General features: G+C 67.0%; 10 protein-coding genes and 4 tRNA genes. 5 read left to right on the forward strand and 9 right to left on the reverse strand.

Annotated elements, in window-relative coordinates:
• Window position 1: 1 nt before the first annotated feature.
• On the forward strand, window positions 2-583 hold the full coding sequence (locus QX204_RS01265) for a hypothetical protein (protein WP_301904799.1): 582 nt from the start codon (window positions 2-4) through the stop codon (window positions 581-583).
• A gap of 62 nt (window positions 584-645) precedes the next feature.
• On the opposite strand, the gene QX204_RS01270 is transcribed toward QX204_RS01265, so the two are convergent.
• From QX204_RS01270 to QX204_RS01280, 3 genes are all read right to left on the reverse strand, one after another.
• On the reverse strand, window positions 646-1,602 hold the full coding sequence (locus QX204_RS01270) for an acyl-ACP desaturase (protein WP_301904800.1): 957 nt from the start codon (window positions 1,600-1,602) through the stop codon (window positions 646-648).
• 230 nt (window positions 1,603-1,832) lie between these two features.
• Entirely contained in the window at window positions 1,833-2,426 is a 594-nt protein-coding gene (locus QX204_RS01275) for a DUF937 domain-containing protein (RefSeq protein ID WP_301904801.1), read from the reverse strand.
• Window positions 2,427-2,565: 139 nt separating this feature from the next.
• A tRNA-Lys gene (locus tag QX204_RS01280) sits at window positions 2,566-2,641 on the reverse strand.
• Window positions 2,642-3,371: 730 nt separating this feature from the next.
• Between QX204_RS01280 and QX204_RS01285 the strand changes: the two genes are divergently transcribed.
• The 4 genes from QX204_RS01285 (at window position 3,372) to QX204_RS01300 (ending at window position 4,425) form a co-directional block, all read left to right on the forward strand.
• Window positions 3,372-4,043 (forward strand): TetR family transcriptional regulator, encoded by a 672-nt coding sequence (locus QX204_RS01285; protein WP_056818701.1) that lies wholly within the window; start codon window positions 3,372-3,374, stop codon window positions 4,041-4,043.
• 91 nt (window positions 4,044-4,134) lie between these two features.
• A tRNA-Glu gene (locus tag QX204_RS01290) sits at window positions 4,135-4,207 on the forward strand.
• Window positions 4,208-4,247: 40 nt separating this feature from the next.
• Window positions 4,248-4,321, forward strand: a tRNA-Asp gene (locus QX204_RS01295).
• 30 nt (window positions 4,322-4,351) lie between these two features.
• A tRNA-Phe gene (locus QX204_RS01300) sits at window positions 4,352-4,425 on the forward strand.
• A 65-nt stretch (window positions 4,426-4,490) separates the two neighbouring features.
• On the opposite strand, the gene QX204_RS01305 is transcribed toward QX204_RS01300, so the two are convergent.
• The 6 genes from QX204_RS01305 to QX204_RS01330 form a co-directional block, all read right to left on the reverse strand.
• Complete coding sequence (locus QX204_RS01305; RefSeq protein ID WP_301904802.1) at window positions 4,491-5,180, reverse strand: TetR/AcrR family transcriptional regulator; 690 nt, start codon at window positions 5,178-5,180, stop codon at window positions 4,491-4,493.
• Between the two features lie 21 nt (window positions 5,181-5,201).
• Complete coding sequence (locus QX204_RS01310) at window positions 5,202-6,185, reverse strand: NADPH:quinone oxidoreductase family protein (RefSeq protein ID WP_301904803.1); 984 nt, start codon at window positions 6,183-6,185, stop codon at window positions 5,202-5,204.
• Between the two features lie 32 nt (window positions 6,186-6,217).
• Window positions 6,218-7,432: an acyl-CoA dehydrogenase family protein gene (locus tag QX204_RS01315; protein ID WP_301904804.1), complete on the reverse strand. Its 1,215-nt coding sequence runs from the start codon at window positions 7,430-7,432 to the stop codon at window positions 6,218-6,220.
• Between the two features lie 15 nt (window positions 7,433-7,447).
• Window positions 7,448-8,269 (reverse strand): SDR family oxidoreductase, encoded by an 822-nt coding sequence (locus tag QX204_RS01320; RefSeq protein ID WP_301904805.1) that lies wholly within the window; start codon window positions 8,267-8,269, stop codon window positions 7,448-7,450.
• Between the two features lie 186 nt (window positions 8,270-8,455).
• A complete protein-coding gene (locus tag QX204_RS01325; protein WP_301904806.1) occupies window positions 8,456-11,671 on the reverse strand; it encodes an acetyl-CoA carboxylase family protein in 3,216 nt (1,071 codons plus the stop codon).
• Window positions 11,668-12,330, reverse strand: a complete 663-nt coding sequence (locus tag QX204_RS01330; protein ID WP_301904807.1) for a TetR/AcrR family transcriptional regulator — start codon at window positions 12,328-12,330, stop codon at window positions 11,668-11,670. The genes QX204_RS01325 and QX204_RS01330 overlap by 4 nt, the downstream gene beginning before the upstream one ends.
• Window positions 12,331-12,425 lie beyond the last annotated feature (95 nt).

A 12,425-nucleotide genomic window follows, 5' to 3' on the forward strand; every position in this document is an offset into this window, starting at 1 on the left:
CATGGCCGAAAGCAACGAAGACGCCACCGACCTGACGAAAACCCCTGCCACGCCCACCAAGGGCACGGTCGCCGTGCGCGTTTCGTCGCTGGTGGGCGGCGCGGTGATCGCCGTCCTCGCGATCATCGCCCTCGTGCTCGGCGTGCTGCTCGGCTCGGCGCGTTCGGAGATCTCCGACATGAAGGACCAGGCCGCCGACAACGCGAAGGCCGAGCAGATCGCGCTCGACTACTCCGTCGGCTCGGCCACCCTGAACTATCAGGACGTCGACGCCTGGGTCGCCGAGCTCAAGGCCGGTACCTCCCCCGAACTGTCGAACAAGTTCGATGCCACCGGCGACAAGCTCGAGCAGATCATCATCCCGCTGAAGTGGACCTCCACCGCGGCGCCGATCACCGCCAAGGTGCTCTCGCAGGAGGGCGAGGTCTACAAGGTCGCCGCCTTCGTCGACGTGAGCACCACCAACGCGCAGAACCCCGACGGCCTGCGCAACACGGTGACCTACAACATCACCGTCGACGCGGGCAAGGACTGGAAGATCACCGACGTCGGCAGCGCCGACGGCGCCCTGCCGATCAAGTAACCCCGGACAGACAGAAGCGCCGCCTACCGGAAACCCGGTGGGCGGCGCTTTCGTGGTGAAACCTAGACGCTGGCCATCTCGCGCTTCTTGGCTTCGCGCGCGAGCATCCGGTCGCGCTGCTCCTCGAACTTGAGCACGTCCTCGCCCAGCTTCTCCAGGAAGCCGGCCAGGCGCTCACGGGTGGCCTCGCCGCGTGCGGTGAAGTCGGTGCGATCGAAGACGTTCCACTTCTTGAGCACCGGCTGCACGACCTCTTCGAGGTGCTGACGCAGGTCGTAGATCCCGTGCTTGGCCATCAGCACGCCGTTGCGACGGAAGTTCGGCATCCCGGCGCCGGGCATCTGGAAGTTCTCGACGATCAGCGAGATCGCCTCGATGGTCTGGTCGGGGCTCAGGTCCATCGCCGCGCCGCAGAGGTTGCGGTAGAAGATCATGTGCAGGTTCTCGTCGGCCGCGACGCGCTGCAGCATGCGGTCGGCGATCGGGTCGTCGCACACCCTGCCGGTGTTGCGGTGGCTCACCCGGGTGGCCAGTTCCTGGAAGGTCACGTAGGCGACCGAGTGCAGGAAGCCCGCGTCGACCTCGGTGGGGGAGGCGAAGCCGTTGGTCATGTGGATCATGCGCGCCTCTTCGAGGGCGACCGGATCCACGCCGCGGGTGACAACCAGGTAGTCGCGCATCACGATGCCGTGCCGGTTCTCCTCGGCGGTCCAGCGACCGACCCAGGTGCCCCAGGCGCCGTCCTGGGAGAAGTTCTCCGCGATCTCACGGTGGTAGGACGGCAGATTGTCCTCGGTGAGCAGGTTGGTGATCATGGCCGCCTTGGCGACCTCACTGAGCTTGGACTGCTCAGGATCCCAATCGATGCCGCCCATGGCGGCGAAGTTGCGGCCCTCGTCCCACGGGACGTAGTCGTGCGGATGCCATTCTTTGGCCAGCGACATGTGCCGGTTGACGTTTTCCTCGGCAACCGGCTCCAACTCCGTGAGCAGTTCGAGTTGAGTCAGATCCCTTGCCATGTAAAAACCCTTCGCTGTCGTGCTTGCGGTCGAACGTCGCGATGCGGCCATACCTTACGGCACCGTAGGTGTGATGCGAAACGCAACAGAGCGGTTTTCCGACGATATTGAGCAACGCCACAACTCGTCAGTAGATCCGATGGTCTTGCTGACGAGTCTAGGTGTTCGACCCGCAGCATAGGGACTATCGCTGCGGGCCTCGCGACGTTAACTACAGGTAGATGAACATCTCAGCGCTTGCCGCCGAGCAGGCCGCCGAGCACGCTGCCCAGCGCACCGCCCGCGTTCTTCGACAGGGCATCGCCGATCATTCCGCCGAGCCCGCCGCTATTGCTGCTGCCGCCGAGCAGACCGCCGAGCAGATCGCCGAGACCGCCACCGGAGGCCTGCGTCTGCTGGGGCGCCGGTGCCGTGGCGCCGCCGCCGGTGAGCTGCTTGGCCAAATAGGCGAGCACGATCGGGGCCAGGATCGGCAGCAGCTTGCCGATCAGATCGTTGCCGCCGGTCCCGCCGCCCGCGCCGAGCGCGCTGATGACGGTGTTCTTCTCGTCACCGAAGACGTTGTCGACGATCTTCTCGCCGTCGCCGACGTCCACCTGCCCGAGATCGACCGCGCCGTCGCCTTCGACGAGGCCGCCGTGGTTGTCGAGCGCGCCGAGCAGAGACGCCGCGCCCTGTGGCTCGGCGGCATTGACCTGGAGGCCGCCGAGCAGCGTGGGCAGCGCGGCCTGCACGGCCGTGGTCGCGGTCGCCTGGTCGACGCCGAGTTGGTCGGCGATCTGGGCGATGGGTACTTGGGAGAGCAATTCGTCGAAGGAAGTCATCTCACTCCGCCTGAGGTTGTGGGCGCCCGGGGGCCCGGGTCGCGCTCAGAGTAGGTGCACAGGTCGATGAACCCGACGGTTTTCGGCGGCGTCTGCGCTTGGCGCGTCGCCACGTGACGATGGTCACGGTGGTAGTTGGTGGTGCCCCCTGTAGGACTCGAACCTACGACCTAGTGATTAAAAGTCACCAGCTCTACCAACTGAGCTAAAGGGGCGCGCAGCGGAGTCTAGCGGACGCGGTGCCGAAGGGCCGAACCGTGGTCCTCGGTCGCGTTGCGGGCATCTGATCGCCGCTGGTGGCGGCCGGTAACGGCGGGGGCGTCCGCGACGATTCTCGGTAAACACCTGGTGCCCAGCACCGTTCGCGCTATGGGTTGCGTATGGTTGTCGAATATTGTTGTATCGCAACATCTTTCGACAAGCTGGGGTGCAGGAGCGATGGAGTGGTCCACGGTGGGCGCCGGTCTCGCGACCGTTCGGCGAACTTCGGCGGCGCCGATGAGCCGGTCAACCGGGCTGCGCGCCTACGGAATTCGTACCCGGACTAACCATTCCGGTTGCGCTTCGTTTGCTGATGTGGATAACCGGACCGGATGTTCGGATAGGTACACCAATCGCCGCGTGTCGTCTCGGGAATGCGGGTACGGTGATCGCCTGGTGAATTTCGAAACAATCACCGGTGCCGCGTTTTCCGTGGCTCCGGTGCAGGGTGCGGCGTTTCGTAATTCATCGACAGATTGCAGGCCGAGGTGATCGCGATGGGTGCGCGAACTCCCGGCAAAGGGGTAGTCGTCGCCGCAGGAGGAGGCGGTTCTCACCGGTGGCGGGGCCGCTGTGCGAGGCACCGCGAGTCTTTCATACCGAAAGTTTGAATTAAAACCACAATTCGCACCAGCGGTCTGTATTCGACCGCCGGCGTCGAGAAGGTTCGGAGGCGTTTCGAGGATGGCACGGCAGCAAGAGCGGGCGCGCCGGACACGCGCGGCAATTATCAAATCCGCGGCCGTCGAGTTCGGGAAGAGTGGATATGCCGCGGCATCGCTCAACCGCATTCTGGAAGGTTCGCGTGCCACCAAGGGCGCGATGTACTTCCACTTCGACTCCAAGGAAGATCTGGCGCGCGCGGTGTTGGAGACCGCGGTCGAGCGGTACCGGATCTGCGCGGAGCGCTGGCTGGCGCGCGCCGACCTCGGTCCGCTCGATGTACTGCACGGCATGGTCGACGAGATCGCGCTTCGGCTCGAGCACGACACCATCGTGCAAGCGGAGTACCGCCTCGTGATCGAACCCGACTTCCATCGCGACACCGGCAACGGCGGCGGACGCATCGTCGGCCGAGCCACTCGCGTGCTCGCGGTCCGCGCCATCGACGACGGACAGCTGCGCGCCGACGCCGATCCCGACCGCTTCACCCGGACCCTGTCCGCGGCGCTGGCCGGGCAGCGCTATCTGGTCGACCCGATCTCCAACGGCTCCGCCGCCGACCTGCGTGCCCGCTTCGCCGAGGTGCTGGAGGTTATCGTGGAGGCGATGGCGACCCCGCTGTGGATCCAGACTTTCCGCACCGAGGGCTGGCGGGAGCAAGCACGCCTGGATGACCTCGGTTTGGGCGCCTGACCAGGCGATTTGGAACTCTGCGCACACCTGTCATAAGCTATGCGAGCTCCCAACGGAAACGTTGAAGCCGCCCCGGAGAGATTCGGAACGAGCCCCCTTCGTCTAGCGGCCTAGGACGCCGCCCTTTCAAGGCGGTAGCGCGGGTTCGAATCCCGTAGGGGGTACAGTCTTCGGACTGTGTCTAGTAGTACTGCAGGTATGCATGGCCCTGTAGCGCAGTTGGTTAGCGCGCCGCCCTGTCACGGCGGAGGTCGCGGGTTCGAGTCCCGTCAGGGTCGCACGTAGTACCAGAGCAATCCGGTACTTCCGGCCAGGTAGCTCAGTTGGTACGAGCGACCGCCTGAAAAGCGGTAGGTCGCCGGTTCGATCCCGGCTCTGGCCACCTTCGATCCCCTCACCGAAGTACACGGTGAGGGGATTTTTTCGTAGGTGGGCGGCGCGAGCCGGTCAGCTCGTGACCGGCATCCGCAGGGCGTTGGTCCACAGTCGCGACAGGGTGTGGACAACTTCTTCCATCGGAATCCGACTGCCGTCGAACTCGCCGTCGCCGATGACGAAGTAGTTGAAGGCCATGCGGCTGACCATGCCCGAGAGGGCGCGTGAGGTGAGCATCGGATCGATGTCGGGGTCGGCCAGGCCGCGTCGCTGGAGATCGGCGATGCCGCGGGCATTGCGGCCGATGAAGGCATCGGCACGGTGCTGGCGCAGCTTGCTGAATTCGGGGTCGATTTGGGCGACCTGCTCGAGCAGTCCCATCAGCTTCGCATTGCGCTTGTAGGCCTCGAAGTAGGCCAGGTTGGCGGCCTCGATGATCGAGGCCGGGTCGTCCTCGCCCGTCACATGCGGCATCCCGGGATGCATCATGTCTTCCTGGGCGTGCTCGAGGATCGCGGCGAAGATCTCCTCTTTGCTGGCGAAATAGGTGTAGAAGGTCCCCGACGAGCAGTGGGCTTCCTGGGTGATGTCGATGAGCCGGGTATCGAGATATCCCATCCGCTCGAACACCTTCCGGCCCGCCGCGATCAGCGCGTCCCGCGTACGCAGTCCGCGCTGGGTGGCGGGCAGGTCGCGCAACAGCGAGGTGCGTGCCATCGAGGGCAGCGCGCCCTCGCTGTCGGGGTCCGCGGATCGTTCCATGGTGTAGTTATATACCGGCGTTCACGGGTGGAACACGACGCGGCCGACGGTGCTGCCGTCGCCGAGACGGCCGAGCCCGTCGGGGACATCGGCGAACGAGAGTCGCTCGCTGATCAGCGGTTTCACCTGGCCTGCCGCGGCGAGCCGGGTCAGCTCGGTATGGCAGTCGTGGATCGCCTGCTGGTTGTACTGCTTGTAGAGACCCCAGTGCAGACCGATGATCGAATAGTTCTTGATCAGCGCGTGATTGAGCGCGGGCTGGGGGATGGTGCCGCCGGCGAAGCCGATCACGAGGATGCGACCTTCGAAGGCGATGCACTTGGTGGACTTGGCGTAGGCGTCGCCGCCGACCGGGTCGTAGACCACGTCGGCGCCGCGACCACCGGTGAACTCCTTGACGAGCGGCACGAAATCCTCGGTGTGCCGGTCGATCACGAGGTCGGCGCCGAGCTCGCGGCAGTAGTCGGCCTTCGCCGGTCCGCCGACCACACCGATCACCCGTGCTCCCGCGGCCTTGCCCAACTGCACCGCGGAGCTGCCGACGCCACCCGCCGCGGCGTGCACCAGCAGCGTCTCGCCGGGCTGCAGCCGAGTCCGGCGGTGCAGCGCGAACCAGCTCGTCTGGTAGCCGATGACCAACGCCGAAGCCTCGGCATCGTCGAGGGATTCCGGTGCGGGGAAGGCGTTTTCGGCATCGAGTACGGCCAGCTCGGCGAACGCGCCGCCGGGCAGGTCGGCGGTGCCGACGATCCGATCACCGACCGCGAACCGGTCCACACCCGCACCGACCGCCAGCACTTCGCCGCACAGTTCCACGCCAGGGGTGAACGGCAGTGGCGGCTTGATCTGATACTGCCCACGGCACAACAGCACATCGGGGAAGTTGGCCGGCGTCGCGAGAACGCGCACCAGCAGCTGCCCCTCTCCCGCCACCGGGTCGTCGATGTCGTTGAACTGCAGTACTTCCCGTGGTTCGCCGAGTTCGGCCAACTGCCAGGCTTTCATCTGATCAGTGCTCCTCTTCCAGTCCGGTCATCTCAGTTGCGCTCCCGGTACTTGTTCAGTTCCTGACGTGCGATGGCACGCTTGTGCACTTCGTCGGGTCCGTCGGCGAGCCGGAGCGTGCGCAGGTGCGCCCAGGCGGCGGCGAGCGGGAAATCGTCGGTGACGCCACCCGCGCCGTGCACCTGAATGGCCCGGTCCACGACCTTGAGCGCGATGTTCGGCGCGGCCACCTTGATCGCGGCGATCTCGGTGCGCGCGGCCTTGTTGCCGACGGTGTCCATCAGGTACGCCGCCTTGAGCGTGAGCAACCGGATCATCTCGATGTCGATGCGCGACTCGGCGATCCAGTCCTGAATATTGGCGTTCTCGGCCACCGGCTTGCCGAAGGTGACCCGCGCCTGCGCGCGCTTGCACATCATCTCCAGTGCGCGCTCGGCCATGCCGATGCTGCGCATGCAGTGGTGGATGCGGCCTGGCCCGAGCCGGGCCTGGCTGATCGCGAAACCCTCGCCCTCGCCCTTGAGTACATCGGTGACGGGCACCCGCACGTCGGCGAAGTCGATCTCGGCGTGGCCTTCGCGTTCCTGGAAGCCGAACACCGGCAGCCCGCGGATGATCGTGACGCCCGGCGCGTCGATCGGGACCACCATCATGGTTTGCTGGCGGTGCGGCGCCGCGGTGGGATCGGTCTTGCCCATCACGATCATCACGCGACAGTTCTTGTGCAAGGCGTTGGTGGCGAACCACTTTCGGCCGTTGAGCACATATTCTTCGCCGTCGCGCACCATCGACAGTTCGATATTGGTGGCATCGGAGCTGGCCACCCGCGGTTCGGTCATCGCGAAGGCCGAGGCCATGGTGCCGTCGAGCAGCGGCTTCAGGTACTTCTCTTTGTGCTCCTCGGTGCCGAACAGCTCCAGCACTTCCATGTTGCCGGTGTCGGGGGCGTTGCAGTTGCAGGCTTCGGACGCGAGATGGCTACGGCCCATGATCTCGGCCAGCGGCGCGTATTCGAGGTTGGTCAGGCCGGGGCCGCGGCCGGGGTGCGGGTGGAAGAGATTCCACAGTCCGCGTCGTTTGGCCTCGGCTTTGAGCTCTTCCACAATGGGCGGCTGGAAATGGGGATCGCCGGATTCGCGCATCTGCACGTCGTACACGGCCTCGGCCGGGTAGACGTGGGCGTCCATGAAGTCGAGCAGTTCTTCGGAGTACTTCTTCGCGCGATCGCTCAGATCGAACAGTGTCATGACTTGATCTCTCGCTCAGTGGGTTTCGGTCAGCAACGACGACTGGTAGCGGCGCATGCCGCGCAGCCAGCGGTCGTAATCGGCGCCTTTGTGGCGGTACATGTCGAGCACCTGGGGATGCGGCAGGATCAGGAATTCCTCGGCGTCGACGGCCGCGAGCACGATGTCGGCCACCGCGGCGGGTTCGAGGACGTCGCCCGCCGAGACGACGGCCCGGGTCGCGGTGGCGCCGATCTCCTCGCCCGAGTCCCGGCCCGCGTAGAGCAGTTTCGTGTTGACGCCCATCGGGCACAGGCAGCTGACGCGAACACCCTGGTCGCCGTAGGTGACGCTGAGCCACTCGGCGAACCCGACCGCGGCGTGCTTGCTCACCGAGTAGGTGGCCGATCCGATCTGGGTGAGCAGCCCCGCGGCGGAAGCGGTGCTGATGAAGTAGCCCGCACCGCGTTCGACCCATTCGGGCACCAGCAGCCGCGCGGCGCGGGTGTGGGCGCGCAGGTTCACCTCGAGGGCGCGGCTCCAGTCGTCGTCGGTGACGTCGAGCCCGGGGGCGCCGACGATGCCCGCATTGGCGAAGTACAGGTCGACCGGCCCGAAGTGATTCCGCGCCACCGCGATCAGACCTCTGATCGCCTCGGTGTCGGCTGCGTCGGCGCCGACACCCACGGTGGCGCCGGGGTGGTCGGCGTCGATCCGCTCCGACACGGCCAGCGCGGCGGCCTCGTCGATGTCGGACACCACCACCTTCGCACCGGCCGCGGCGAGTGCGGCGGCCAGTGCGGCGCCGATGCCCGCGCCGCCACCGGTCACGATGGCCACCTTGTCGGTAACTCTCACGAGAAGTCCTTTCGAAGGGATCTGTCGGTACACGGTGATCAGGCCCCTCGGTGAATCCGCAGGGGTGAATGTATTAGAACTTGACGTCAACTTCAAGTGAGTGAGCGCTTGCTTAGTATCGTTGAAGGGAAATGTAATGTCAATCACACGGACCGGCGAGCAGCATCCCGCACGCCGGTCCGGTGTTCAGGATCCGGCGCGCGCCCGGCTGTTGACGAGGGTCGCGATCCACGTGCGGGTGTCGGCGGGGTCGATCACATCGTCGAGTTCGAAGCCCGTGGCGGCGGTGAGCGCCTTGCCCTGCTGGTAGGCCAGGGTGAGCAACTGCTGGAAGAGGGTCTCGCGCTCGCCCGGATCGGCCACGGCGGCGAGCTCTTTGCTGAAGCCGAGCCGAACCGCGCCTTCCAACCCCATCGGACCGATCTCGCCGGTGGGCCAGGCGACGGTGAAGTTCGGCGCGCGGAAATGGCCCGCCGTCATCGCCATCGCGCCGAGTCCATAGCCCTTGCGCAGGATGACGGTGCCGAACGGGACGCTCAGCTGCGCGCCGAGCACGAACAACTTGCTGAACCGGCGCACCGTCGCGGTCTTCTCCGCCTCGGGCCCGACCATGAAACCCGGTGTGTCGCACAGGGAGACGATCGGCAGCCCGAAAGATTGGCACAGAGTGAGGAAATCGCCCATCTTGTCGGCGGCCTCGGCGTCGATGGCGCCGCCGAGGTGATGGCTGCTGTTGGCGATCAAGCCGAACGGTTCGCCGTGCACCCGCACCAGCGCGGTGACGACGCCGACCCCGTAGTCCGGCCGCAGCTCGAGCACCGAGTCGACGTCGACGATCGCGTCGATGGCGCGATGGATGTCGTAGGCGCGTAAGCGGTTCTCCGGCACCACGTGTCGGGCCAGCCGTGGGTCCGGCGCTTCGAAATCCTCGACCCGACCCTGGAAGTAGCCGAGGTACTGCTTGGCCAGCGCCACCGCGTGCGCCTCGTCGCGGGCCACCAGATCGACGACGCCGTTGCGTCGCTGCACGTCGATCGGGCCGATGTCCTCCGGGCGGTAGGCGCCGAGCCCGCCGCCCTCGATCATCGCCGGACCGCCCATGCCGATATTGGCGTCCGGCGTCGCGATGATCACGTCACAGGAGCCGGCCAGCGCGGCATTGCCCGCGAAGCAGCGGCCCGACACGATCGTCACCAGCGGCACCTTCCCGCGCAGGGCGCCGAGCGCGCGGAAGGTCGTCACCTCGAGGCCCATGCCGGTCCAGTCGGTGTCGCCCGGCCTGCCGCCACCGCCCTCGGCGAACAGCACGACCGGAACCCGTTTGCGTTCGGCCAGTTCGAAGGCGCGGTCGGTCTTGGCGTGGTTGTTCTTGCCCTGGGTGCCCGCGAGCACGGTGTAGTCGTAGGAGATCACCACCGCCTCGGCATGGTCGAAGTGCTCGGCGCCGATGGTCGCCAGGCCGGTGATCAGGCCGTCGGCGGGGGTGTTGGCGATCAGGTCCGCTTCGCTGCGTCTGGTGCGTTGGGCGGCGAACGTGAGTGCGCCGTACTCGACGAAGCTGCCCGCGTCGACGAGGTCGGCGATGTTCTCCCTCGCGGTGCGCCGACCGATCCGGTGCCGCTTCTCCACGGCCGCCGGGCGGGATTCGTCGAGGGTCACCCGGTGCCTGGCCCGGATCTCGTCGACATCGGCGCGGGCCCGGCCGGGATCGAGATCGGTGTGCGCGCTGCCGGTTCCGTCGGCGCCGGTCCGGGTGATGATGACCAGCGGATCGCCCGGCGCCACGACCCGGCCGGGGCGTACCAGCACCCGGACGACCCTGGCGGCATCCGGCGCGGCGAGCACATGCTGCATCTTCATCGCCTCGAGCACCACGAGCTGACCACCGGCGCCGATGTCGACGCCCTCGTCCGCCACCTCGACCACCGTGCCCGCGAGCTGCGCGCGCACGGCTTCCTGACCCGGATACAGCTCGACCGCGGTGACCGCGACCTCGGGCTGATCGGACTGTGCCGCCGCGACCAGGTCGGTCAGTCGCTCGGTGAGAAAACCGGTGGTGGCCCGGCCGGACTGGAAGGTGCTGTCGGCGAGGATCTCTCGCAGAAAGGCGATGTTCGTACTGATACCGGTGACGGTGAACTCGGCGAGCGCTGTCGCGGTCTTGCGGGCGGCGGCGGGGAAGGACTGTCCGCGGGTGCGGGTGATCACCTTGGCCAGCAGCGAGTCGTAGCGCGGGCTCGGGGTCGACCCGGAGCGGCCGAAGGTGTCGACTCGCACGCCCGGCCCGGTCGGCGGCGCGAAGGCGGTCAGCGTGCCCGCGGTCGGCACCGCCGAACCGTCGGCCGCCATCGTCTCCATGTTCACTCTGGCCTGGATCGCGATGCCGTCCGCGGCGGCCGGATCACCGGTGGATTCGGTTCCGTCGCAGACGATTCCGCGCGGCAACCCCAACTCGTCGAACTGTGCGCCCCGGGCGATCGCGAGCTGAACGGCGACCAGATCGACCCCGGTCACCTCCTCGGTCACGGTGTGCTCCACCTGGATGCGCGGATTGACCTCGAGGAACACGAATTCGGCATCGGAGACCAGGAATTCGACGGTCGCCAGTCCGCGATACCCGACGTGGGCGCACAGCCGGGCCGCCGCGAGGTGGAGGTCCCTGCGCAGCGTCTCCGAAAGCCCCTGCGCGGGAGCGATTTCGAGGAGCTTCTGATGTCTGCGCTGCACGCTGCAATCGCGGTCTCCCAGCGCCAGCGCCCTGCCGCCGGTGGCGACGATCTGCACTTCGATGTGCCGGGCGTTCTCGAGCAGCAGCTCGGCGAACACCGCAGGGTTACCGAAACCGAGCTGCGCCTCCGCACCGCACTGCCGATACGCGTCGTCGATCTCCTCGGCCGCTCGCACCACCCGCATGCCACGCCCACCGCCCCCGGCCAGGGCCTTGATCATGATCGCGCCGGAGTGTGTATCGAAGAACGCGCGGACCTCCTCGACGGTGGCCGGTCCCTCGGTGCCGGGCAAGACGGGCACACCCGCGGCCACGGCGGTCGCGCGGGCCGAGGACTTGTCACCGAACAGGTCGAGCACCGCGGGATCGGGCCCGACGAACGTGACGCCGTCGGCCGCGCAAGCCCGAGCGAATGCGGCGTTCTCGCTGAGGAATCCGTAGCCGGGATGGATGTAGTCGGCGCCGGATTCCTTGGCGGCGGCCAGGATCGCGGACTGGTCGAGATAGGGCGTGGCGCCGGTGCCCGCCAATGCGATCGCCTCGCCCGCCGCGTGCACATCGGGGTTGTCGGCATCGTCGTCGGCGTAGACCGCCACGGTGTCGATGCCGAGTTCGGTGGCCGTGCGGATGACGCGCAGGGCGATCTCGCCGCGATTGGCGATCAGCAGTTTCACTGGATGTCCTCGAATTCGGCGGCGGGTTCGCTGATCTGGCCGGTGAAGCCGATCAGTCGTTCGGCGATGGCGATGTGGTCGGTGATGAACTGTTCGCGGCGGTGGTGATCGGCTCCGGCGAGCCGGGAGGCGCCGATCAGCAGCGCGTCGGCGAGGGTCTCGACGATCCGCGTCGGCGGGGCGCACGGATCGATCCCGCCGCGCACCTCGTCGCGTTCGAGAAACGCGGTGAACCGCTTGCGCAGACGAGTACGCACCCGAGACCACTGCGCGCCGATCGCGGGATCGATTCCCGCCCGGTGCTCGATCAGCGCCACCAGCGCGCCGTTGGCGAACACGGCTTCGGCGAACGCCCGTGTGGTCGCCCCGATGACCTCGGCGGGCGCGGTGACCTCGACGTCCACCACGAGTTGCGAGTCGAGGAACTGCGCGCACACCCGCTCGGTGAGCGCGGCGAACGCCTCGTCCTTGGCGGCGAAATACGCGTAGAAGGTCGCCCGGGAGACGCGCGCCCGCGTCGTGATCGTCTCGACCGAGGTCTGGTCGTATCCCAGTTCGGCGAAGCACCGTGCCGCCGCGTCGAGCAACTCGCCCCGTCGCGGTCCCGCGCTGTCCTTGCGCGCCGACCGCGCCCGCTCCTGCGCCTCGCTTGTGGTCACCGTCACAAGTGTTATTGACGTTGACGTCAGTGTCAACGGCCGATTTGCCACCTGACCTGTTCGGTTACCGAAACCGGTGCCCACCGGGTAATATC

It is taken from the genome of Nocardia sp. PE-7, assembly GCF_030486425.1.
Taxonomy (GTDB): Bacteria; Actinomycetota; Actinomycetes; order Mycobacteriales; family Mycobacteriaceae; genus Nocardia; species Nocardia salmonicida_A.